The following is a 23558-nucleotide window of genomic DNA, read 5'->3' on the forward strand; positions in this document are numbered from 1 at the left end:
GCCCTTTTAGGGGGCTTACACAAAGCCACCTTCTTTAGAAGGTGGTAATTTACTCAGGTTTCTAACTTTACCGACTAGCGTTTATCTCGCCGATTTAATTAGAAGTTTGCTGAGCGTGGTGTACGCGGGAATGGGATAACGTCACGTACGTTGCCCATGCCTGTTACGTAAGATACTAGACGCTCAAAACCTAGGCCGAAACCAGCGTGTGGCACTGTGCCGTATTTACGTAGGTCGCGGTACCAGCTCATGTGTTCTGGGTCGATACCTACTTCACGCATACGCTCGTCTAGAATGTCTAGACGTTCTTCACGCTGAGAACCACCGATGATTTCACCGATACCAGGTGCTAGTACGTCCATTGCCGCTACTGTCTTACCGTCATCGTTCGCACGCATGTAGAATGCTTTGATGTCTTTCGGGTAGTTCTTAACGATTACTGGTGCTTTGAAGTGCTCTTCAGCTAGGTAACGTTCGTGCTCAGAAGACATGTCGATGCCCCATTCAACTGGGAATTCGAACTCACGACCTGAATCTAGAAGAATCTGGATTGCGTCAGTGTAGTCAACTTGTGCGAAATCAGAAGAAACAAACTGCTCTAGACGGGTGATTGCTTCTTTGTCGATGCGTTGAGCGAAGAACTCAAGGTCATCACGACACTCTTCAAGGACTGCTTTGAATACGAACTTAAGCATGTCTTCAGACAGCTTAGCAACGTCTTCTAGGTCAGCGAATGCAACTTCAGGCTCAACCATCCAGAATTCAGCTAGGTGGCGGCTTGTGTTTGAGTTTTCAGCACGGAATGTAGGACCGAACGTGTAAACCTTGCTGAGTGCACAAGCGTAAGCTTCTGCGTTTAGCTGGCCAGATACCGTTAGGAACGTTTCTTTGCCAAAGAAATCTTCGTTGTAATCAACATCGCCTTTTTCTGTGCGAGGTAGATTTTCCATGTCTAGCGTAGAAACGCGGAACATTTCACCAGCACCTTCTGCATCAGAAGCTGTGATCAGTGGCGCAGATACCCAGAAGAAACCCTGCTCGTGGTAGAAGCGGTGGATTGCTTGAGATAGGCAGTTACGAACACGCGCAACCGCACCGATTACGTTAGTACGTGGACGTAGGTGCGCGACTTCACGAAGGTACTCGATAGAGTGACGAGTTTTCGCCATTGGGTAAGTTTCTGCGTCTTCAACCCAACCAACAACTTTAACGTCAGTTGCAGCAAGTTCGAAGTCTTGACCTTTCGCAGGAGACTCAACAATCTTACCTGTTACTTCAACAGAGCAGCCAGTAGTTAGCTTTAGTACTTCGTCTTCGTAATTATTAAGATTATTAGGGACCACGGCCTGAATCGGGTCGAAACAAGAGCCGTCATAAATGGCAAGGAAAGAGATTCCAGCTTTGGAATCACGACGTGAACGGATCCAGCCGCGAACAGTGACTTCACTGTCTACCGCTAGCTTGCCGCCAAGTACGTCTTTTACAGGCGCGTAAGTCATGTTGTTTTCATTCTCCATTGAGGGATGCGAAAACCCAGCGTATTTCGCTAACTTGTTTAATTAATAAACAAAATGGCATTAACACACTGGGCTAAGTAAAACTATTTAAATCAAACGACCATATTACCTGTCAAATCGCTCGCTTCAACCTTTAATTGGTCGGTAGTCGAGGAAATTTGCTTGTTTACTTCGTTTTTCGCGGCTCAAGGGAGAATTGCGCGAGCAGCTCCTCAAGTCTCTCCGACAGTTGTTCAAGGCTTATGCTGATTTCGCTAGAGCGGGAGGCTGAATCGGACGTGCCTTCCGCATGTTCCGTGATTATCGATACTTTGCTTTGAACATCTTGGCTGATTTCGGTGGTGACTTGAGTTTGTCGTTGAATTTGCTCTGCGTGCACGAGCACCTGTTGCATTTCATCTACTACACTATTCATCGCCAATGATAATGATTCGATATCGTTAGAACGTTGATGTGCATGCTCACAAACCGAGTCAACCGATGCTACGGATTGATCGCTGTCTTTTTGGAACTGAGAAATAATGGATTCGATACTGCCAGTCGCTTCGGCAGTGCGGCTAGCCAATTGCCGAACTTCGTCAGCAACTACGGCAAAACCGCGGCCTTGTTCACCTGCACGCGCTGCTTCGATGGCAGCATTAAGTGCCAACAAGTTGGTTTGCTCAGCAATACCTTTAATAACCGACAATATGCTAGAGACTTCACTGGTTTGAGCATTGAGCTGAGAAATACTGCTTTTCACCGATTCGATATCAACAACGAGGTCTTTGATTTCAAGGCTAGCTTGATGGGCTTGCTCGGCGCTTTGTTGAGCAACCGTAGTAGTGTGCTGAATAAGCTCAGAAGCATTGACTGTAGCTTCAAGCACTTGAACTTGCTGTTCTTTCATGTGCTCTATGTTTGACTGAACGTCTGAGGTTTCTTGTCTCTGATTGTTGGCGGCAGTATTAGTCGTGCTTGCCACATTGGTCAGTTGGCTAGCGGAGTGCGCCAAACTGTTTGAGGTGTCTTGAACTTCAATCAGGCTAGTATCAACGGTGTTAATAAATGAGTTTAAAGCGTTAGAAAGCTGACCTAACTCGTCTTTCTTATGAGTCCTCAGTCGTTGAGAAAGATCTTTCGTCTCGCTAACTTTTTGCATGAAGCGCGAGGTGTGTTGAATAGGACGGATGATTATCTTGCGAATGAGCGTTAAGGTAATTAAGAAACCCACGAAAGAGATCGCAACCATGATAGAAACCGCGATTAAGGTGCGCTGGCTAATCAATTGATTTACGTGGCTCAGGTTATATTCCAGTCGAATAGCGCCTAGCACTTCGCCTTCTGGTGCTAAGTGACAGGATACGCAGTTTGTTCCGCGGTAATCTTCGCTAGATTTCATTGGCAGAGCGACAACAATGCCTTTGCCCCAGTCTGCTGTAAAAGGTTCAATGACAAGTTCGCCTTCTAACGCGCGGCGGTCGATGTCATCGGTAGGGCTTTGATTCGCTTGGCCTGGGCCGTACATCTTGCTGACCGCATCCGCTCGCAAGACTTTTACATTCTCAATTCCATCCTGCGCGAGTGCTTTCTGCCTTAGTGTTTCCTTCTGAGCCATGGTGCCCGTAAGCATCATCATATTGAGACTGTCGAAGTAATTGCTTGCCTTATCATAAAGCTGTTCACTAAGGATGGAATTGAGCATATCTCTCTGTTGGAAATATTGATAAGCCGTGGATGAAATTACGACAACTGCAAATACGGAGATGAGAGTTGTAAGTAACTTAAAAGTGATAGACGTTTTCATATTGTTGTTTTTTAGTAATATTCTTGGGCTGACGCGGCGAATATACCATTTATGTAATAATACTAAAGGACTAGCACGGGAAGATTGTGACCATACACTGTGTAGGGTTATGTAATTGTGATGTGACTAACATGTAATCGGTCAGTTTTTGTATATGAAGAGTTGTAAAGCTGACTTCACAGCATATCGCGTTCATTAAGGTGAAGTTGTTGATAGCTTTAATGCAGATAGAAACAAATAGTGGGAGTGATCAGGAAAGTGGTTCGTTAACATAAAGAAGCTGAACTAACCTAACTAACGTGCTAGAAGCAAGAGAATCAGGTTAGCCATCATCATTAAGTTTAGCCTAGCATTCTTCGTTGCCATATTTGGCCCAAAATAGCTCAACCGTTTGTGAAGCAAGTTCATTACCTTGTGCTGGATTCAATACCTCCGACATACCCATCAACTGAGGCCAATAGGCTGAACCTTTAATTAAATGGTGAAGTTGCATCATCGCTGTTTCCACTTCAGATACCTCTAAAGCCATTAACTTGTTCTCAGCTTGAATCATTAGCCATTTGTAGAGATTGGTCTCTTTCTTATCTAAGTTAGAAACTTGCTGTTTAAGCTCTTCCGGCTTGAAAAGGAAGTGGCCCATTGCAACCCGAGACAGTTCGACATACGACGGGTCGCTTGATAACGCTATCTGCTGCTTTACCAGCTCAGTCAACTGCTCTTTAAGAGATAACTCTCCATGAAGAAAAGACTCATCAAGTTCTTCATGACTCTTCCACAGACAAGAGAGCAGTGCCATCACCAAGGCTTCTTTAGAAGAAAAGTGATTGTATACCGTGCGTTTAGATACGCCTGCCATCGCTGAAATCTTGTCCATACTGGTGTTCGCCACACCAAACTCTAAGAAAGCTTCACGCGCTGCGCACAGCACCGCTTCGCGCTTGATTTCACTTCGACTTTTTTTTGTCACGGTCATGTCATTCATCCGTCTCAATAAACTGCGAAAATTAATTTTACACTAACCAGTTTACTTTTGAAGGATTATAAGTAAACTAATCGGTGTAGTTTACTTGCGAGATAAACTTACCGTGAAGAAAATCATCTTAGTAGGAGCGATATTTATGGCACTTTCTCAATTCACTAGCATGACAGCTGGCGAAACAGAATCTCAACCGTTACCTAAAACCTTCAAAAATAGCGATATCGAGTATGACTCTGGAATTCGAGACCTCGTTGATATCACTAAGATGTATTTGACTACGCCACGTGAAGAACCAAAACCTACCACGGCGTTACCTGTTGTGCTTATGACTAAAGCGGCGCTGCTTGAAGAGCAAGAGAATGTAGCCTATCGACTTGGCCATTCGAGCGTTCTGCTAAAAATCGATAATCAGTTTGTGTTAACCGATCCGGTGTTCAGCGACAGGGCATCGCCTGTGCAATGGGCAGGGCCTAAGCGCTTCCATCAAACCCCAATCAGCATTGATGAACTGCCAAATATTGATGTGGTGGTGATCAGCCACGACCACTACGATCATCTAGACAAAAACGCGGTAAAAGAGATGGCAAGCAAGGTTTCATTGTTTTTGGTACCACTTCGTGTGAGTAAACACTTGATTAAGTGGGGCGTGCCGAGTGAAAAAATCATTGAGCTAAATTGGTGGGAGTCTCATACATTCAACGGTATTGAGTATGTGTTTACACCAAGTCAGCATTTCTCAGGTAGAACCGCTTTCGACAAGAACCAAACTTTATGGGGCAGTTGGGTTATTGCCGGGCAAACACAGCGCGTTTTCTTCAGCGGTGATTCCGGTTATTTCCCAGGATTCAAACGTATCGGTGACCGATATGGACCTTTCGATTTGACCTTAGTTGAAACTGGAGCATACAGCGAAGCTTGGACAGAGATTCACATGTACCCAGAGCAAAGCGTGCAAGCGCATATCGATCTACGTGGAAAGGTGATGTTCCCTATTCATAACAGTACTTTTGATTTGTCTTTGCATGACTGGCAAGAGCCAATTCGCCGCGCCATCGCATTTGCTGAAAAGAATGGGGTTGAGTTAGTGATGCCTCAGATGGGGCAGCGTCTTGTTGTTGGAGATGTGATACCTTTGGAAAGTTGGTGGGACTAGCTCAGAGATCGGCAGCCAAACATAGAATGATCGAAGAACAGCAAACTTCCTATTGTGTTTAGTAATGAGCGAGATAACCTGTGTAGATAGGTTTGTAGAATAAGCGAAGCCTAGCTTCGCTTTTTTCGTTCAGTTGGAATAAGGAACATCCATGCTAGCGCGTATCTCAATTGTGGTTCAGTCTATTCTTGCCATCGCTATTTTCTATCTTGGTTACTCAATCTTTCAGTTCAGCAACAAGATCTCAGAAGTTATTGATGTATACCCGCAGATGCTGTCTGACGTTAGCCAAGTGACCGAGCAATTAGAAATTGAAGAGTGGCTGTTGTTTGCAGAGCAGGTGGAATCGTTGGCTCCTCAAGTGATACAGACCGTTGATGGTATTAATCGGGCATTACTTGAAGTAAATGGGACTGTGGCATCTGTTGATCAGAAGATCCCTTTGGTGCTAGCCGAATTTTCCGAATATCGCGAAAGTGTGATTCCATCTGTTGTGAACGAAGCCTCAAACTACAGAGAGCAGGTCATTCCACCAACATTGGCTGAATTGAAGTTGTATCGAACTGACGTAGTACCCCCTATGCTTGTGGAAAGCAAAGGGTATCGGACTCTGGTTCCTACTGTTATAACTGAGTCGGAGCAGGTAAGGGCAGAGCTGCCCGCGCTACTAGCAAAGATCGATCTCATACTGGATAAGAGCCAGGATATTGCTTCAGAAGCCACGCAAGGCGCGGTGAAAGGCGTAGTGCTTTCGCCGATTAACTTGCTGCGTGATGCAAGCACAGAGCTTAAATCGAAAGTCATCGAAGTCGAGGAGTAGCGCCCTCAATCGATTGAAATAGGTGAAAGAGGCTGCAGTTGCAGCCTCTTTTTCGTCTAAATCCTAATTCTCGTCTATTCGATAAGAGAATCGCTAGATGAGCTCGTTGCCGGTTTTGTCATCCAAGAAGAAGGCTCGAATGTTTTGTAATGTTGTATCCGCAATATTATGCAGTGCTTCATGGGTCAAGAACGCTTGGTGGCCAGTGAATAGGACATTGTGGCAAGCGGATAACCGACGGAAAACATCGTCGACGATGATGTCATTCGACTTATCTTGAAAAAACAGATCCTTTTCATTGTCATACACATCTAATCCCAGAGAACCGATCTTGCCTTTTTTAAGCGCTTCAATCGCCGCTGCCGAATCGAGCAGTTTGCCGCGACTGGTGTTGATGATCATGACGCCGTCTTTCATTTTGTCGAAAGCGGTTTCATTGAGAAGGTGATGGTTGTGTTCGGTAAGAGGGCAGTGCAGTGAAATGATGTCAGCCTTGGCATACAGCTCATCAAGTTCGCAATATTGAGCACCGAGTTCAATGGCTTGTGGGTTCTCATAAGGATCGACACAAAGGATGTTCATTCCCAATCCTTTGAAAATTCGCATTGTTGTAATACCAATTTTGCCTGTTCCTATCACACCAACAGTTTTGTTATGGAAGTTGAAGCCTACTAAGCCCTCTAATGAAAAATTGGCATCACGAGTTCGCTGATAAGCTTTGTGAAGGCGTCGGTTTAAACACATCATCATACCGACAGCATGTTCAGCTACGGCTTCTGGTGAATAAGCGGGGACGCGTACCACTTGAAGACCAAGTTGTTTCGCGGCTTCTAAGTCTACTTTGTCGAAACCGGCACAACGCATAGCGATGATTTGAACGCCGAGTGACGACAACTTTTGCAGTACAGGGCGTGATAAGTTGTCATTAACAAACGCACAAACTGCTTGGCAGCCTTCCGCCATTTGCGCTGTTTTTTCTGTTAGTCGAAAATCATGAAAGTGGAACTGAACATCGGATTTGGTATTGGCTTGATTGAATGCATCTTCGTCGTAGTTTTTGGTGCTGAAAAAGGCAATGTCTATCATAAGAGCCTCTCTAGAAAGAGAACGAATGGAGAATTCAATGTGACACATATCACCAAAAATATAAACGACATTTCCTTTAGGGGTATTGTTCGAGCGCTATTCCTTTGAGGCGATTGAGGATTGTAGGTATTAAAAAAGGAACACCTGAGCGTTCCTTTTATGAGTCGATGTTGGCTTTGCCAAGTTTTAGCAAATAACCTTAACGGCTAGACCACCTTGAGATGTTTCGCGGTATTTCGCGTTCATGTCTTTACCCGTTTCGAGCATCGTTTCGATCACTTTGTCTAGCGATACCGTAGGCTCAGATGAGCGACGCAGCGCCATGCGTGATGAGTTAATCGCTTTCACTGCAGCAATACCGTTACGCTCGATACATGGAACCTGAACCTGGCCAGCAACTGGGTCGCATGTTAGGCCTAAGTTGTGCTCCATTGCGATCTCTGCCGCCATACAAACTTGCTCTGGGCTACCACCCATAAGCTCAGCAAGACCCGCTGCCGCCATAGAACAGGCAACGCCCACTTCACCCTGACAGCCTACTTCGGCACCAGAAATAGAAGCATTACGCTTGTATAGACCGCCAATCGCGCCAGAAGCGGCAAAGTAACGGATGTAATCTTTTTCTGTTACGGTTTGGATAAACTTATCGTAGTAAGCAAGAACCGCTGGAATAATACCGCATGCACCGTTTGTCGGCGCGGTTACTACACGGCCACCGGCAGCGTTCTCTTCGTTCACAGCAAAAGCGAACATGTTTACCCAGTCAACTACTGACATAGGGTCATTAGTGGTTTTTTCTGAAGTCATCAGTTGCTGGCGAAGTGCAGCAGCACGACGACGCACGCGCAGTGGGCCAGGAAGAATACCTTCTGTATTCATACCACGGTCCATACATTCGCGCATGGTTTTCCAGATGTTAGCAAAGTAAGTGCGAGACTCTTCGTCTGAGTGCAATGCCGCTTGGTTTTTCATCACAAGCGTGCTGATAGATAAACCGCTGTCTTTACATTGGTTCACTAGCTCTTCAGCCGTTGTGAACTCGTAAGGCGCTTTGATAGGGTTTTCTTCTTCTTTACCAAAGTTTTCTTCATCAACGATGAAACCACCGCCGATTGAGTAATAAGTCTTTGAGTAGGCTTTTTCGTCGTTGATCCAAGCGTGGATTTGCATACCGTTTTCGTGAAGCTCAAGGTTCGTTGTATGGAAGTTCATACCACCTTGTTTAGGAAAAGAAACAGTATGGCAGTGCATGCCTACAGGTAGACGTTCAGTCTCTTCAACGCGAGCGATAAATCCTGGAATAGAATCGATATCTACTTTCTCGGGTGTGTTTCCAGCAAGACCATGATAATCGCAATATCTGTGTGGTGACCTTTCCCTGTCAGTGATAATGATCCATAAACGTCGACGGTAATTTTAGTGATGTCGCGCAATTTTCCCATTGAACGTAAATCATCAATAAATTCTTTACCAGCTTTCATAGGACCCACGGTGTGTGAGCTAGAAGGGCCAACGCCAATTTTATAGATATCAAAAACACTAATCATTAATAAGATGCCTCAGCTAAAGAGCCTCTCTCCCAAGGAGAGAGGCAGGACTTAGTATTGTTTGGTTATTATCGCAGATAATACGCGTTAGAAGATACCATTGATAGCAGAAGTTACTGCAGCTAGACCGCAAATTAGGGTAAATGCCTGTGCTGCTTTAGAAGTCTTGTACTTAGCCATTGCAGGTACTTTGTGCATTGCAAAGATTGGCATTAGGAACAGGATTGCCGCAATCATTGGAGCACCAAGGTCTTCAATCATACCTAGGATGTCTGGGTTGATAATAGCAACAGCCCAAGTTGTTAGTACGATGAAGATTAGAGCGCCTTTCTCAGCTTTAGCTTCAGTGGTTTGAGTGCGAGACTTAACAAGACCGACTAGACCTTCTTGAGCACCAAGGAAGTGACCGAAGTAGCTAGAAGTGATTGCCGCGAAAGCAACGATAGGGCCAAGCGTTGAAATCAGTGGAGACTCATGGATGTTTGCAAGGTAAGACAGAACGCTGATGTTTTGTGCTTGTGCTTCACCTAGTTGCTCTGGAGATAGAGATAGAACAACAGAGAATACGAAGAACATTACGAAGCCCATTAGCATCATTGCTGCACCGCCAGTGATAGCGTCAGTCTTCTTAACTGCGTTCTCACCGTGTTCACGACGTTGCTCACGAGCGAATTGGCTGATGATTGGGCTGTGGTTGAAAGAGAACACGATCATTGGAAGCGCAAGCCAGATCATTACAGGCATCGCACCCCAGTCTGGGCTTTCAGCCATCATTGAAGTGTTCCAATCAGGAATCAGGTATAGAGACAGTGCAAGTAGGATGAATACCAGTGGGTATACAAGTGCAGAAGTCACTTTCAGCATTAGTTCTTTGCCGAAAAGGATACCCGCAGTCATCATCGCGATTAGCGAGCCAGACAATAACCAACGTGGAATAGGTTCCATGCCAACTTGGTTAACTAAGAAAGAGTCAACCGTGTTAGTGATACCAACACCATAGATTAGAACGATAGGGTAAATAGCGAAAAAGTAAGCGAAAGTAATAAGGTTTGCGCCAGTTTTACCGAAGTGTTCTTCTACAGTCTCACTGATGTCAGCGTTAGGGTTTTTTGCAGAAAGTACGAAGCGAGCAAGAGATTTGTGTGCGAACCAAGTCATTGGGAACGCGATTAGAGCCAGAATAGCAAGAGTCCAGAAACCACCAGCACCAGCACGGATAGGTAGGAATAGAACACCAGCACCAACGGCGGTACCAAATAGTGATAGACACCAAGTGAAATCTTTATAAGTAAATTTACTCGGGTTAGCAGCTGTAGTAGCTGTAGTTGAAGTTGTCATAGTGTGTGTACTCATTTTGGGAACAGGAAATAAGTTGGTTGCAATTATGAACTTTATAATTGCAAAAAAATTAGATCTAAATCATGTATTTGTCCGACTTGTCACACCAGTGACGCAAAACATGTTTTTGGTCACGAAAATCACGTGCTAGAGATGATTTCTACTAATTTGTAGCATTAGTAAAACTTATTCGAAATGAGGTTTTTTGCTCGCAAACGTTTGCTATTTATGGGTGGGAGTTGTCTCAAAAATGAGGCTGATTAATGGAATAGGTGTTTTTGCATTGCATGTATGATTTGCGCTGTCATTCCCCATATATAATGGTTTTCATAGGCGATACAAAATACCCTATGGCGTTCGTTGTTTACGCTGAAGGTTTGGCTGATTAGATTCTTGCTATCGAAGATAACTTTTATTGGTACCTCGAATGCTTCTTCAACTTCATTTCTATCCACCTTTAATTGATAAGTTGGATCAATGAATGCGAGCGTTGGGGTTACGCTAAATCGGCTAATCGTATTGAGTTCGGGCAGCGTGCCGAACACTTCGATCTGCGATGTCCCTATGCCGACTTCTTCATTGGCTTCTCGAATAGCGGTTTCTATGATTGACCTATCTGATTCTTCATATTTGCCACCCGGAAAGCTGACTTGCCCCGGATGATGCTTGAGATGCATTGCGCGTTTGGTCAATAAAACATGAATACCCGAAGGTCGCTCGACAAAACCGATTAAAACCGAGGCTTTACGAAGAGCTTCTCCGTTAAGGTGTGCCACTCGTTTAAGTGATTCAAAATGATAAGGGACAGGTTGTTTAAGGGTAAAAGTTTGAATTAGGTTTGTTTTATTAAGATTTAACAAGGCATTACCTCTTGTGAGTATTTGATAAAACCTGACTTTTGGATCATGCTTTCTTAGTCACTTAATAATAAAGGTAGCTCATAAAGATGAAAGGGATTATTTTTACTGAGTTCATGGAGCTAGTTGAGCAAGAGTTCGGGTTAGATACACTGGATAAGATACTGGAGTTGGCGGAAGACGAAGGCATTTACACTTCGGTGGGCAGTTATGATCACCGAGATTTAGTAAAGCTTATCGTGCAACTGAGCAAGGTAACTGACATACCACCAGAGACCTTACAGCAAGTATTTGGTAAGTCGGTATTCAAAAATCTTTACCAAGCGTTGCCAGACACGGCAAGTTTGATCCATTGTAAGAACACATTTCAGTTTGTTCACCATGTAGAAGACTACATTCATCTCGAAGTTAAAAAACTCTATCCAGATGCTAAACCCCCTAAATTCGAATTTATCTCTGAGCATCAAACGGAAATGGTATTTGATTATGTCAGTGCTCGTTGTATGGCGCATGTCTGTTTCGGATTGCTAAAAGGGTGTGCAGAGTTCTACAACGAAGAGATAGACGTTGAAATGCTCAACATAAGTGATTCCAACGACCGTGTTCGCTTTGCGGTGTCGTTAAGGACTTAAGTTATGCCCAGCGATGGCGCTTTAGAGAGAAAACTGAAAAGAGAGATTGCAGCGCGGAAAGAAGCTGAGCGGCTCTTGGAGCAAAAGGGTGTTGAGCTTTACGAATCTAATCAACAGCTTAGGGTCGCTATTGGTCAGTTAGAACTCCAAACACAATACGATTTACGTAAATTTGAGTTTGAGCAGCAGATTGATGAGTGCTTGATTCATTTTGGCCGCGCGTTTCTATCACAGACGTTAGACGATGCCCTGATCATTAATTTTATACATCAACTGACAGTTAGCGATGTTATTGAATCTTCTTACGCTCGCTTTGTCGATCTTGACTTAGAGACCTTGAGCCTCTCTGAGTTTGGAGATAAGAGCATTGCGAGTGCAACGACCCTTGTCTCTAGTGTGACATGGAGAGAAGAGCGGCTATATCTGCCTCTCAAAGTAGAAGGTAACTCTGTAGGTGAATTGGTTTTTCAGGTTCGGATTGGCGATGTCGATCAGGAGTTTATTGCCAACCAGATGTCTTTGGTAGCAGAACTGTTGTGCAGCGCCATTAGTCGTCAGCGAATGGTTAGTGCAACATTGAGAGCGAAAAAGCGAGCAGAAGAGTCTGAACGAGCAACTAAAGAGTTTGTGGCCATGATTAACCATGAGTTGCGCACGCCTCTTACGGGTTTGCTTGGAAGCGCGGACTTACTTAAAGAGACGCCTCTGACCAAAGAGCAATCGGACTATCTGGCTAACCTGAATCAATCAGGTGAGTTTCTTCGAACAATTATCAATGACTTGCTTGATTTTAGTAAAATGAATGCGGGTATGATGGAGCTCATCTTAGCGGAGTTTAATTGGCAGGAGTTAGAGAGCTCGCTCACGGGTATTTTTTCGCACAAAGCAGCAGAGAAACAGATTAAATTTACCATCACACGTAAATCGGATGTGCCGGATCGGTTTGTTGGAGACTTTGAACGGATCACACAGGTTATGGTGAACCTAATTGGTAACGCAATTAAATTTACCCACGAAGGGGCGGTTGATGTGTTGGTTAAGTGGAAGAATGAACGTTTGGTGACCGTTATTTCCGATACAGGTGTTGGAATTGAGAAAGCAGCGCAAGCGACATTGTTCGATCCGTTTGTGCAAGCTGACCGTTCCAGTAAACGTAATTATGAGGGAACAGGATTAGGTTTGGCCATCTGTAAGAATCTAATCACATTAATGAATGGGGAAATAGCCTTAAAAAGCGATGTAGGGAAGGGGACACAATTTACTGTATCTTTGCCTTTACCCACGGTCGATTCGGAAGAGGAGGAAGAAGCGGTTGAGCAAGTGGTCGATGAACAGAAGTCATTTGATTCATTGTCGATTCTGGTCGTGGATGATATCCGAATGAACCAAATCATCATCACGCAAATGCTGAAGAAACTCCAAGTGAAGCCAGATATCGGAAACAACGGCCGAGAAGCGGTTAATGCTGTTGAAGCCAATCATTACGATTTGATCTTTATGGATTGTAGAATGCCAGAAATGGATGGTTTTGAAGCAACTCGTCATTTAAGGGATCAAGCTTGAAAACCCCCATCATTGCCCTTACGGCCGGAACAACGCTTGCAGAACGCGAGTTATGTATAGAATCTGGTATGGATGACATCCTGACCAAACCCTACACCGCCTCTGATTTAGAAAGCATGTTGACCAAATGGATGTGAAAAGGCCGCTTGGTGGGAACACGAAGCGGCCTTTTGGTTAATCGTTGTTTGGTTTGCCCGCAAGCGTGGGTAGGATTTTACTCAGTTTATCTAGCGTTTCCTGATATTCCGCATCACTTTGGCTATCTGCCACGATACCACCACCCGCCCAAGCGTAGAGTGTCTGATTGTTAGCAAGCAGGGTACGAATGGTAATGCTAGTATCCATGTGCCCATGGCAGCTAATGTAACCAATACTGCCACAGTAAACGTTTCGCCTATGAGGCTCTAACTCTTCAATGATTTCCATTGCGCGAACTTTGGGAGCGCCCGTGATCGACCCGCCGGGGAAACTAGCACGCAGCAGCTCAGCACTCTGATATTGCTCACCAAGCTCGGCGCGAATAGTGCTTACTAAGTGATGGACCGCCGGAAAGCTCTCAATATCGAACAGCTTAGGTACGTGCACCGAACCCGGTTTGGCAACGCGCCCAACATCGTTACGAAGCAAATCCACGATCATCAGATTCTCAGCTTGATCCTTCTCGGCCGTCGCAAGGTCTTGAGCGAGTGCGGCATCTTGTGCTTTATCTAAAGAGCGTGGGCGTGTGCCTTTAATCGGTTTGGTTTCAATTATCCCTTTGTGAACTTGTAAGAATCGCTCAGGTGAGACACTAATCACGGCGCTATCGTCTGTGCGAATGAATGCTGAAAAAGGCGCTTTGTTGACCGCTTCTAGCTTTTCATAAGCTTGCCATTCACTGCCTTGGTATTCGGCGTGGAATCGCTGTGCGAGGTTTATCTGATAGCAATCACCAGACAACAGATATTCTTGAATCGCATCAAACTTGTTTTGGTAAGTTTGCTTGGTCATATTCGATTGCCATTCTGTCGTCAAAGCAAAATCAGACTTTACCGTATAACCAAGGTTCTCTTTGTCAGTATCTAGGTTTGTTAGCCACTGCCAGTGCTCATCGACATTTTGGCCCACAACCCAAGCTTTCTTTTCTTTATGATCAACAATGACAGCCCAATCATATAAGCCAACGGCCATGTCTGGGCAATCAACTTCGTTGGCTGCGAGCGTTGGCATGGTTTCTACTCGTCGGCCAAGGTCGTAAGCAAAATAGCCCAAACTGCCTCCAAGAAATGGCAACGTGGAATCGTGGGAGCAATCAGGAATGTAGCGAGACTGAAGCTCAGCGAGAAGTTCAAAAGGATCTTGTTTGGTGTTGTAGCTTCCGCTTGGCCCTTCTACATTTGTCACATCACCCGAAGTTGTTAATTTTACCAACGGATTGGCCACCAAAATGTCGTAACGACTATCAATATGCTTGTTCGAAGCCGAGCGAAGTATCATCGACCATGGCAAATGTTCTATTTTTGAAAACAGGTGCTTAGATAAGTTTGGATGATAATCGATCGATTGGATTTGGATGTTGTTCAGGTCGTTGTTATTCATTTGTTTAATTTGTGACAAAGAGTTCGAACCATGCATGGCGTGTGAGAGCGAGCAAGAGTATCATAAAACGCAAAATGAAAGTGCCTACTTAATGCAAAAGCATGTAGATTCGAGCGCTATGGTTGTTTTGTCACCAACAGAGACTGCTCATAAAAATGCTCAACGCAAGCAGTTAGGTGATAAACATAATAAACACGAGGTATGCAATGACGGTAATTCGCAAACAGGATGTAATCAGTAGTGTCGCTGATGCGCTTCAGTACATCTCTTACTACCACCCACTTGATTTTGTCCAAGCTCTTGAAAAGGCTTATCACAAGGAAGAGAGCCAAGCCGCTAAAGATGCAATCGCTCAGATCCTTATCAACTCTCGCATGTCTGCAGAAGGCCACCGTCCAATTTGTCAGGACACGGGCATCGTGACATGTTTTGTGAATGTGGGGATAGGCGTTCAGTGGGATGCCACGGATTTGACTATCCAACAGATGGTGGATGAAGGCGTTCGTCAAGCTTACACAAATCCAGATAACCCATTACGTGCTTCGGTTCTTATGGACCCAGCGGGTAAACGTATTAACACCAAAGACAACACGCCAGCGGTTGTACACATTAACTCAGTGCCGGGTGACAAGGTTGAGATTCAAATCGCCGCAAAAGGTGGCGGTAGTGAAAACAAAACCAAAATGGTGATGCTAAACCCATCGGACGACGTCGCTGAATGGGTAGAGAAGACACTACCGCTGATGGGCGCGGGTTGGTGTCCACCGGGCATGCTAGGTATAGGCATTGGCGGTACTGCAGAGAAAGCAGCGGTACTGGCAAAAGAGTCTCTAATGGAGCACATTGACATTCAAGAGTTGATTGATCGTGGCCCTGAAAATGCCGAAGAAGAACTGCGTTTAGACATCTTTAACCGTGTGAACAAGCTAGGTATCGGTGCGCAAGGCCTAGGTGGTTTGACTACAGTTGTAGACGTGAAAATCAAAACAGCGCCAACGCATGCGGCGTCTAAGCCGGTTTGCTTGATCCCGAACTGTGCGGCAACGCGTCACGTTCACTTCACGCTCGATGGTTCAGGCCCTGCGGACTTAACACCACCAAAACTGGAAGAGTGGCCAGATATCACATGGGAAGCGGGCGCAAATACGCGCCGTGTTAACCTTGATGAAGTGACTCAAGCCGATGTTGAAGAGTGGAAAACGGGCGAAACGGTTCTGCTATCCGGCAAGATTCTAACGGGTCGTGATGCTGCGCATAAACGCATTCAAACAATGCTGCAAAATGGCGAAGGTCTTCCAAAAGGCGTCGATTCAAAGGTAAATTTATTTACTACGTAGGCCCGGTAGATGCAGTGGGTGATGAGGCTGTTGGTCCTGCTGGCCCAACAACGTCAACTCGTATGGATAAGTTCACCGACATGATGCTTGAAGAAACCGGCATCATGGGCATGATTGGTAAAGCTGAGCGTGGCCCTGCGACGGTTGAGTCCATCAAGAAGCACAAAGCCGTTTACCTAATGGCTGTGGGTGGTGCAGCTTACTTAGTATCTAAAGCAATCAAGAAAGCGCGTGTTGTTGCGTTTGAAGATTTGGGAATGGAAGCGATCTATGAGTTTGAAGTTGAAGATATGCCAGTAACGGTGGCAGTAGACTCAAGCGGCGTTAACGCACACCAAACAGGCCCAGATACTTGGAAAGTGAAAATCGCTGAGGCTCAAAAGTAACTCGCTCTGAATTTCTATTTACAGAAATAGTTATCTCATTAAGCGAATGTTGTACTTATTGTGTGACCGATTGATTTTTACTAAGGTAAACATTTGACAAAAGTGCAGTAAACACTGCACTTTATGTTGCATATAGCATTAATTTGACAGGAGAGGACATGCCTCGCTTTATTCAGATTCTACAGATTGTTATCGCGGTCGTCATAGGTGCGTTTCTGGGTTACGACTTGATTCTGCATGGGATCAGTATCTTTGAAGAGAAGTACGTCACCATAACCTGTGCTCTGTTCGTTCTACTGCAAATCAGTTTGTTTGTGATTTACAAGCTCATTGAAGATGATTAGAAACTCGGTTTAACGCCAGTAAAAAGCCTCTGAGAATTCAGAGGCTTTTTTGTTTTTGCCAAGCAGACTGGCAAACTGCCTAGTGAGCTAAGAGATGTACCGATAGGTTTTAGCTACGATCCACAATAGTGCCTTAAAAGTGGCCTTAAAAAATAGGTAGGCGTATTTACTGATGGTTTTTAGAAGATCTCCAGCGACACAAAGGCAATGGTAGGTGTCGCTGTATTTAAATTCTTGTAGGGTCATAAAGCTCACTCAGTTAACAAAACTGCGCAAAGTGTACCCGTGCTTCGCTTACTAAATTTACCTTGTTACGCCAGTGAAGGAGATAAAAGGGGGCATTTAATCATGTGTTCTGCGTCAAACGGCATGAATTTAAATGGCATTCCCTGTTCATCTGATATTAAGATTGAACCGAGTAAGCTCACCGCCTGATGTTAACTAGAGAAACTATATGAAGCGTATTAAGCAAGAAGTGAACGATTTTCTTCATCGAAGTTTGGACTCCCATGTCCGCATAGCTGTGACAGGGTTATCGAGAGCGGGTAAAACTGCATACATTACTTCAATGGTGAATCAGCTTCTTCATACCTCTACGCATGACAATTTGCCTCTACTTGGCGCGGCGAGAGAGAATCGCATCATTGGTGCAAAACGTGTTCCTCAAAAAAACATGATGGTGCCAAGGTTTGGGTATGACACGGCGATAAGCAGCTTTCTCAAACGCCGCCGATATGGCCGGTGCCAACACGAGACGTGAGCGAAATTCGTCTTGCGATAAAATACAAGCCTAAGAGCCGCACCAAAAAGCTTATTAGTTCAGCCTCGACGTTATACGTGGATATTATCGACTATCCGGGAGAATGGTTGCTTGACCTGCCTTTGTTGCAAATGGATTTTCGTGAGTGGTCTAAAACTCAGTTTGAAGCACTAAAAGGTCAGCGAGGTGAATTGGCTCAAACTTGGTTAGCTTCGCTGGAAAATCTTGATTTGTTCGCACCATTAGATGAGCGAGTAATCGAAACATTGTCGCAGGAATACACTCAGTACTTGCACGCTTGTAAAGAACACGGTCTTCACTGGGTTCAGCCAGGACGTTTTGTGCTGCCGGGGGATCTGGCAGGAGCGCCAGTATTGCAATTTTTCCCATGCGAGTATGACGAACATAAAGAAGTACCCAAAGGGTCAATGCTCGCTGCATTGATTGCACGTTATGAAGAGTATCAAACCAAAGTCGTGAAAGCGTTTTACAATAATCACTTTTCATTATTTGATCGCCAAATCGTATTGGTTGACTGCTTGCAACCGCTAAATGCGGGCTATGAATCGTTTCAAGATATGAAGAGTGCGTTAGAGCAAACGATAGCGAGTTTTGAATACGGTAAGAGCAGCTTTTTAAGGCGGCTATTTGCGCCTAAAATCGATAAAGTCCTGTTCGCCGCTACAAAAGCGGATCACGTGACACCAGAACAGCACCCTAATCTTGTGAGCCTGCTGCAACAGATGGTCCACCCATCTTGGCAACAAGTGGCTTATGAGAACATAGAAATGAATTGCGTCACGCTAGCCTCTATTCAGGCAACGCAGTCAGGCTTTATTGGGGATGGTGAAAGCAAAGTACCAGACTCCAGGGTGTGACGTTGGATGATGAGTCCATCACGCTGTTTCCCGGCGAAGTGCCGAGTAAGTTACCCAATGAAAGTTACTGGCAGAACAAAGGGTTTGAGTTTACATCGTTTAGACCTTCAGAGTATGAACCCGATGCGCCTCTAAAACACATCCGTCTGGATAAGGCGTTGGAGTATTTGATTGGAGACAAACTGAAATGAGTGATTTGAAAACCAAACAAGTATTTCGCCAAGATTTGAATACGAACGATGGTGAATCACCGGAATTGACAGCGAAGCACCAGTTTGATGAAAAGCAGAAGTTCGTTCCGCAAGTTAGCAATAGTGATGAAACTGAACTGGCATCCGAGCATAAGTTAGAACAAGTGATTCGACCTTTGAAGAGCGGAGGTAAACTTGCGGGAGGCTTGGCCATCGCATTTGCTGGCTTAGTTGGATGGCAGAGTATCGATGGTGTCATCTCGGCAATCAGTGCGGGTGATTGGCTCACTTTGGGCTGGACTGGGTTTATTGCAACCTTGGCGGGCCTTGGTATTGGTGCGTTGGGTAAAGAACTATGGCAATTACGCCGATTAAGACAGCATTTTTCTACTCAGCAAGAGTTAGAGTCGCTACTGTCTGAGGGCCGTGTCGGTCAGGCCAAAGAGATTTGTAGCAAAATCGCGAAAGATGCCGGGATACCCGACGAGAACCCTGACTTCGAGCGTTGGGTTAACGCCCTTCAATCTAGCCACAGCGATGCAGAAGTGATCGAAATGTACGATGCGATGGTCGTACAGGGGCAAGATAAAAAAGCGTCGGCTATAGTCGCAAAATGCGCGTCGGAATCGGCGGTATTAGTTGCGGTTAGCCCTTTGGCCGTGGCCGACATGCTGCTGGTGGCTTGGCGCAGCTTTAAAATGGTCAACGACCTATCAGAACTTTATGGCATTAAGCTAGGCTATTGGTCACGCATCAAATTGTTCAAGCTAGTGCTGATGAACATGGCGCTCGCAGGGGCGAGTGAACTTGCTATTGACGTGAGCTTGGATGCGATGTCGATGGATCTTGCAAGTAAAGTCTCGGCTCGCGCAGGGCAAGGGATTGGCGTTGGGCTTTTAACGGCGCGGTTAGGCATCAAAGCAATGGCTCTTCTAAGGCCTCTCCCTTGGCAGTCAGATCGCAAGGTAAAATTGGAGTCTATTCGTAAGCAGATTATCCAACGAGTGAAATAATCTATACCCAAGTAACCTCAAGATGCGTGGTACAGCGAGCATTGCCTAGTTTGCAAACGCGGCAACGATTCGACAATCTAGTGGTTCTAAATTGAGAGTCGTTAACAAAGTGTGCGAGCTAGGCAAACTCGCCCTTCGGGAGCGCATCACTGGCCTCAATTTCTGCGTTAAATGACTTGGAAAGAACGCGTTATTCCTCTGCGTCATTTGCCTTGAACTTGAGCCAGTGATGACGCTCTGAACCCTGCATCTTGAAGTCACTTGGGTATATATTTGACCAGAGCGGCATCGATTGATCAAAGCAATCGGTGCCGCTTTTTGGTTTGAGCCTCTATCTTTTTGACGAGTCGCTCTAAATTAACTTTTTGTTTTAGTTAGTGGTTTATTATAACTATAATCAATAGGTTGCTATTTAGAATAGTGCCGTCGGTTTGGTACTAACGAAGAATAATAGGTACAGCGAAAATCATGCCTTCTCAATTAATTCCAATGGTCTCCAAAGAGAGCGTTCGTCTCTTTACTTTGATGCTTAAAGACATCGACGATGATGCTTATCAGTTGTTGCGCGCTGCCACGATTCCAATCGATATCAATGAAGCGGACAACCGTGATTATCAGTACTTACCTGAATCGACGCTGAAAAACTTAATGGAAGTACTGTCGAAGTCGATGTCTGAAGATAAACTGGGGGTAGTATTTTGGCGCAGTTGCAAAGAAAATTTCATTCCTTATTTTTTAAGCAAACTTGGTGGATCCAAGACGCTTAAAGAAGCGTTAGAGGAGTTTTCAAATGTAGTTAGCCAAGAATCATCAGGCGCGACAGTCTATGTACAAGAGGCGGGTAATAGCTACTGGCTGGTTAGAGAAAAAAATGGCGTTGATGAATCTTGGTTTCAATTTGCAGAGATGTTTTCAGTGTTGTTTATGTGCGAGTTACTGCGGTCTTTGACCAACGGTATCTGGCGACCAACGCGAATAGGGGTCAGAAGCAAAGATAGCCAGCTTTTTTCCAAGCTTCCTTCATTAGATTTTGCTCAATTCTTTACCGAGCGCCCTGCAACCGCTGTTGAAATTCCAAAATCACTCATTAATACACCGGTGGACGTGGCAGCCTCGGCATTAACGCAGAGAACTCTGGTCGATATGAATCAAGTTGATCAGGGTGGCTTCCTTAATGAGTTTAAGTTGGCTATCTATCCGTACCTTCCTGTAGCAAGTTGCCAATTAAGCTCGCTGCTGAAATTTTGCGTATGAATGTTCGAACTCTGCAACGCAGGCTCAAGAGTGAGAATGTCGCCTATAAGGCTCTAATAGAAGAGATGGTTTTTGAGCAAGTTTGCGACATTCTTGCGACGACTGATACGCAATTACGGATATCGCGACCAAGTTTGGTTATTCGGATTCGCCACATTTTATTCGTTCATTCAAGCGTATTTATGGCATCACGCCTAAACAGTATCGCTTACGTCATAGGGTTTCATCATAGAAATCAGGGCATTAAGTAAGGCATGAATACTCGTGAATGTTGTCATCAAATGGCAATGTAAATCTATTGATATGCCACTTTGTTAGAGTTAAATTATATTTTGTATCTATGCTTGTATTGGGTTTGTTGCGTTTTTGATCTTTGAAGCCAGCAAGACGTAATGACTCTCTTGATAACCTCTTTGAGGTAATCGGGATCCCAAGCTCTTGTGAGTACCCCCGGATACCAAAGGACTAATTGATTCTTTAAAGGGACGATAACTATGACTTCAGCTTTCAAACTGACTGCGACAGCCTTGCTATGCGGTTCGGCTTTTACTGCATCGGCTGCAACGCTTTTTACCAATGTCGATATTTTTAATGGCACAGAAAACAAACTCTACGAAGACCACCATGTTTTGGTAGAAGACAATATGATTACTAAAATATCTGCAGAGCCAATAGAAGCAGGCGATGCTGAAGTGATCGATGGTCAAGGCTTAACAATGACACCTGGTTTAATCGACATGCACTCCCACTTTTGCATTCAAGAGGGCATGTTAGTGGGGCGTGACGGATACGACCAGATGGCCATGGGCGCGCGTGCGCATGTCTCAATGATGCAATATCTAGATCAAGGCTTCACAACGGCAAGGGACGCGGGGTGTAATATCCTTGGTATGGCAAAAGCATTAACAATGGTCTTATTGAAGGGCCGCGTATTTTCCCAGCGGGCGGTTTCTTAAGTCAAACAGGCGGACACGCCGACACGGGCAGTTTTAATGATATGCCAGGCTCGGTGGATGACCTTGAACGGCATGGATTTGGTTATATTGTCGACGGTGTTACTGAAGCGAGACGGGCAGCACGTCAAAACCTTCGTGCCGGCGCTACTCAAATCAAAATCATGGCGGGCGGTGGTGTAGCCAGTGAGTTCGACCCAATTCACATGACTCAATTCTCTCAAGAAGAGATGGAAGCTATCGTAGGTGTGGCTGAAGACTATGGTACATATGTCATGGCGCATGCGTATCATGATCGTTCGGTTAACCGTGCTATTGATGCTGGCGTCAAGGTGATAGAACACAATTTCCTTGTGTCAGAAGAAACCATTAAACGTATGAAGAAAGAAGGGGTCGCGCTGTCTGCTCAAGCAGTGATGTCGCTAGAAGCCTTCGCTGAGCCAGAGAAGATCACCTTCTTCAGTCCAGATCAGAAATCTAAAGCTGCAAAAGTTAATAGTGGAGCAAAAGACATGTTTACCTGGGCTCGTAAGCACGATGTGCTGATCGTGACCGGCGGGGATATGTTTGGTCCAGCGTATAACACTCGTCAAGCAGACAACATGGTTTGGATGAGCCAAGTTGGCTTTACACCCTATGAAATCATGAAGATGGGTACATCGAACGCAGCAGAGGTTCTAAGCTGGTCAGGTGGTATGAATCCATATAAATACGGAAAGCTTGGTGTTGTCGAGACAGGTGCCTATGCCGATGTGATATTGATGGAAGGTAATCCACTTGAAGATATTACGATGCTTAATGACTATCAAGACAAGTTTAAAGTCATCATGAAAGACGGAAAAATCCACAAGAACACACTTTAAATTTAGAAGGGGCGCAAGCCCTTCTAATTCGAACAACGTTAAATGGTGTCAATATGGCTAGATGTATCATTTTCCTGCTAAGTGTGGTCTTAAGTTCTTCGGCGCTTGCAAATAAACTCACTTGGTCTGATTTACAACCAAAGCTACCCGCTATTGAAGATCCTTTTTTGCTCCTTTCGGATGAACAACTTTTTGAACTTGGGACACTTGCACGGTTAGCGCAAGTAGAGACGCTCTCGTCAGAACAGCTGGATACTCAGAAAGAGATCAATGCTAAGCTTTCCGCCGAGGGGCTTGATGTGAAATGGCTATTTAGCAAGCGGCAAGAGATCATGGACTATCGCCGCAATAGAGCGACGCTTCCTAATCAGGCTATATCTGGTGGAGAGTTTAAAATTCCCGGCTTTATTGCTCCTGTTGAATTTGATGATGAACGAATCACCAAGTTCTTTTTAGTGCCAACTTCAGGGGCTTGTGTCCACACTCCGCCCCCGCCAGCCAATCAAATCGTCTTAGTTGATTTTCCTGAAGGTATGACTATCACCTCTCTATACCAACCTATTTGGGTAGAAGGAGTGCTTGAAGTTGAGAAAAAAGTTGCCGATGTCACGTATGTGGATGGAGCGATGGATGTCGAAACTGTCTACACCATGAAAGCAATAGAGGTAACAGATTATCAGCTTTAGATATCGTTCTTATGTCACTAAATGGCAATTAATTTCA

At 44.9% G+C, this 23558-nt stretch carries 17 protein-coding genes and 4 pseudogenes; 13 read left to right on the forward strand and 8 right to left on the reverse strand.

The annotated features are described in order from the left end of the window. Nucleotides 1-98 precede the first annotated feature (98 nt). From asnS to UA76_RS06735, 3 genes are all read right to left on the reverse strand, one after another. Complete coding sequence (gene asnS, locus UA76_RS06725) at nucleotides 99-1499, reverse strand: asparagine--tRNA ligase (RefSeq protein ID WP_047044231.1); 1401 nt, start codon at nucleotides 1497-1499, stop codon at nucleotides 99-101. A gap of 184 nt (nucleotides 1500-1683) precedes the next feature. Then, nucleotides 1684-3303: a methyl-accepting chemotaxis protein gene (locus UA76_RS06730; protein ID WP_047044233.1), complete on the reverse strand. Its 1620-nt coding sequence runs from the start codon at nucleotides 3301-3303 to the stop codon at nucleotides 1684-1686. Nucleotides 3304-3649: 346 nt separating this feature from the next. Next, nucleotides 3650-4276 (reverse strand): TetR/AcrR family transcriptional regulator, encoded by a 627-nt coding sequence (locus UA76_RS06735; protein ID WP_047044345.1) that lies wholly within the window; start codon nucleotides 4274-4276, stop codon nucleotides 3650-3652. Between the two features lie 145 nt (nucleotides 4277-4421). Here UA76_RS06735 and UA76_RS06740 point away from each other — a divergent pair, with 145 nt between their 5' ends. Continuing rightward, nucleotides 4422-5435: an MBL fold metallo-hydrolase gene (locus UA76_RS06740; protein ID WP_075202548.1), complete on the forward strand. Its 1014-nt coding sequence runs from the start codon at nucleotides 4422-4424 to the stop codon at nucleotides 5433-5435. A 151-nt stretch (nucleotides 5436-5586) separates the two neighbouring features. Beyond that, nucleotides 5587-6255 (forward strand): hypothetical protein, encoded by a 669-nt coding sequence (locus UA76_RS06745; protein ID WP_047044235.1) that lies wholly within the window; start codon nucleotides 5587-5589, stop codon nucleotides 6253-6255. Nucleotides 6256-6348: 93 nt separating this feature from the next. On the opposite strand, the gene UA76_RS06750 is transcribed toward UA76_RS06745, so the two are convergent. The 4 genes and pseudogenes from UA76_RS06750 to UA76_RS06765 form a co-directional block, all read right to left on the reverse strand. Next, on the reverse strand, nucleotides 6349-7341 hold the full coding sequence (locus tag UA76_RS06750) for a 2-hydroxyacid dehydrogenase (protein WP_047044237.1): 993 nt from the start codon (nucleotides 7339-7341) through the stop codon (nucleotides 6349-6351). A 186-nt stretch (nucleotides 7342-7527) separates the two neighbouring features. Further along, a pseudogene (locus tag UA76_RS06755) lies at nucleotides 7528-8888 on the reverse strand (L-serine ammonia-lyase). An 87-nt stretch (nucleotides 8889-8975) separates the two neighbouring features. Continuing rightward, nucleotides 8976-10226, reverse strand: coding sequence for an aromatic amino acid transport family protein (locus UA76_RS06760; RefSeq protein WP_047044239.1), 1251 nt, complete (start codon nucleotides 10224-10226; stop codon nucleotides 8976-8978). A gap of 260 nt (nucleotides 10227-10486) precedes the next feature. Further along, nucleotides 10487-11107 carry a CoA pyrophosphatase gene (locus UA76_RS06765; RefSeq protein WP_047044240.1) on the reverse strand — a complete coding sequence of 207 codons (621 nt, stop codon included), beginning with the start codon at nucleotides 11105-11107 and terminating at the stop codon, nucleotides 10487-10489. Nucleotides 11108-11172: 65 nt separating this feature from the next. Here UA76_RS06765 and UA76_RS06770 point away from each other — a divergent pair, with 65 nt between their 5' ends. Next, nucleotides 11173-11715: a heme NO-binding domain-containing protein gene (locus UA76_RS06770; protein WP_047044243.1), complete on the forward strand. Its 543-nt coding sequence runs from the start codon at nucleotides 11173-11175 to the stop codon at nucleotides 11713-11715. A gap of 3 nt (nucleotides 11716-11718) precedes the next feature. Further along, a pseudogene (locus UA76_RS06775) lies at nucleotides 11719-13415 on the forward strand (ATP-binding protein). 37 nt (nucleotides 13416-13452) lie between these two features. Here UA76_RS06775 and pabB read toward each other — a convergent pair. Continuing rightward, the gene (gene pabB / locus UA76_RS06780) at nucleotides 13453-14874 is read right to left on the reverse strand and encodes an aminodeoxychorismate synthase component I (RefSeq protein WP_047044351.1); all 1422 of its coding nucleotides are present in this window, start codon (nucleotides 14872-14874) and stop codon (nucleotides 13453-13455) included. A 188-nt stretch (nucleotides 14875-15062) separates the two neighbouring features. On the opposite strand from pabB, the pseudogene UA76_RS06790 reads away from it, so the two are divergent. From UA76_RS06790 to UA76_RS06820, 9 genes and pseudogenes are all read left to right on the forward strand, one after another. Beyond that, a pseudogene (locus UA76_RS06790) lies at nucleotides 15063-16579 on the forward strand (fumarate hydratase). 158 nt (nucleotides 16580-16737) lie between these two features. After that, nucleotides 16738-16923: a hypothetical protein gene (locus tag UA76_RS06795; RefSeq protein ID WP_047044247.1), complete on the forward strand. Its 186-nt coding sequence runs from the start codon at nucleotides 16738-16740 to the stop codon at nucleotides 16921-16923. A gap of 454 nt (nucleotides 16924-17377) precedes the next feature. Continuing rightward, nucleotides 17378-18752: pseudogene (locus UA76_RS06800) on the forward strand (YcjX family GTP-binding protein). Continuing rightward, nucleotides 18749-19765, forward strand: coding sequence for a YcjF family protein (locus UA76_RS06805; protein ID WP_047044249.1), 1017 nt, complete (start codon nucleotides 18749-18751; stop codon nucleotides 19763-19765). Before UA76_RS06800 ends, UA76_RS06805 begins: the two are co-directional and overlap by 4 nt. Before the next feature lie 468 nt (nucleotides 19766-20233). Next, entirely contained in the window at nucleotides 20234-21019 is a 786-nt protein-coding gene (locus UA76_RS06810; RefSeq protein ID WP_238322199.1) for an AraC family transcriptional regulator, read from the forward strand. Between the two features lie 121 nt (nucleotides 21020-21140). Continuing rightward, complete coding sequence (locus UA76_RS24490; protein ID WP_238322202.1) at nucleotides 21141-21251, forward strand: AraC family transcriptional regulator; 111 nt, start codon at nucleotides 21141-21143, stop codon at nucleotides 21249-21251. A 262-nt stretch (nucleotides 21252-21513) separates the two neighbouring features. Further along, nucleotides 21514-21975 carry an amidohydrolase family protein gene (locus tag UA76_RS25775; RefSeq protein WP_272946004.1) on the forward strand — a complete coding sequence of 154 codons (462 nt, stop codon included), beginning with the start codon at nucleotides 21514-21516 and terminating at the stop codon, nucleotides 21973-21975. Continuing rightward, nucleotides 21951-22835: an amidohydrolase family protein gene (locus tag UA76_RS06815; RefSeq protein ID WP_337588516.1), complete on the forward strand. Its 885-nt coding sequence runs from the start codon at nucleotides 21951-21953 to the stop codon at nucleotides 22833-22835. The genes UA76_RS25775 and UA76_RS06815 overlap by 25 nt, the downstream gene beginning before the upstream one ends. 53 nt (nucleotides 22836-22888) lie before the next feature. Next, entirely contained in the window at nucleotides 22889-23521 is a 633-nt protein-coding gene (locus UA76_RS06820) for a DUF3299 domain-containing protein (RefSeq protein ID WP_047044251.1), read from the forward strand. Nucleotides 23522-23558 lie beyond the last annotated feature (37 nt).

Source organism: Vibrio mexicanus (genome assembly GCF_001012815.1).
In the GTDB taxonomy this organism is placed as follows: Bacteria; Pseudomonadota; Gammaproteobacteria; order Enterobacterales; family Vibrionaceae; genus Vibrio; species Vibrio mexicanus.

Coding starts and splice junctions, on each gene's coding strand:
- UA76_RS06760 (WP_047044239.1), bottom strand. CDS start 10,226: ATGACAACTTCAACTACAGCTACTACAGCTGCTAACCCGAGTAAATTT.
- UA76_RS06730 (WP_047044233.1), bottom strand. CDS start 3,303: ATGAAAACGTCTATCACTTTTAAGTTACTTACAACTCTCATCTCCGTA.
- UA76_RS06770 (WP_047044243.1), top strand. CDS start 11,173: ATGAAAGGGATTATTTTTACTGAGTTCATGGAGCTAGTTGAGCAAGAG.
- UA76_RS25775 (WP_272946004.1), top strand. CDS start 21,514: ATGACTTCAGCTTTCAAACTGACTGCGACAGCCTTGCTATGCGGTTCG.
- UA76_RS06740 (WP_075202548.1), top strand. CDS start 4,422: ATGGCACTTTCTCAATTCACTAGCATGACAGCTGGCGAAACAGAATCT.
- UA76_RS06735 (WP_047044345.1), bottom strand. CDS start 4,276: ATGACCGTGACAAAAAAAAGTCGAAGTGAAATCAAGCGCGAAGCGGTG.
- UA76_RS06750 (WP_047044237.1), bottom strand. CDS start 7,341: ATGATAGACATTGCCTTTTTCAGCACCAAAAACTACGACGAAGATGCA.
- UA76_RS06805 (WP_047044249.1), top strand. CDS start 18,749: ATGAGTGATTTGAAAACCAAACAAGTATTTCGCCAAGATTTGAATACG.
- UA76_RS06820 (WP_047044251.1), top strand. CDS start 22,889: ATGGCTAGATGTATCATTTTCCTGCTAAGTGTGGTCTTAAGTTCTTCG.
- asnS (WP_047044231.1), bottom strand. CDS start 1,499: ATGACTTACGCGCCTGTAAAAGACGTACTTGGCGGCAAGCTAGCGGTA.
- UA76_RS06795 (WP_047044247.1), top strand. CDS start 16,738: ATGCCTCGCTTTATTCAGATTCTACAGATTGTTATCGCGGTCGTCATA.
- UA76_RS06810 (WP_238322199.1), top strand. CDS start 20,234: ATGCCTTCTCAATTAATTCCAATGGTCTCCAAAGAGAGCGTTCGTCTC.
- UA76_RS06745 (WP_047044235.1), top strand. CDS start 5,587: ATGCTAGCGCGTATCTCAATTGTGGTTCAGTCTATTCTTGCCATCGCT.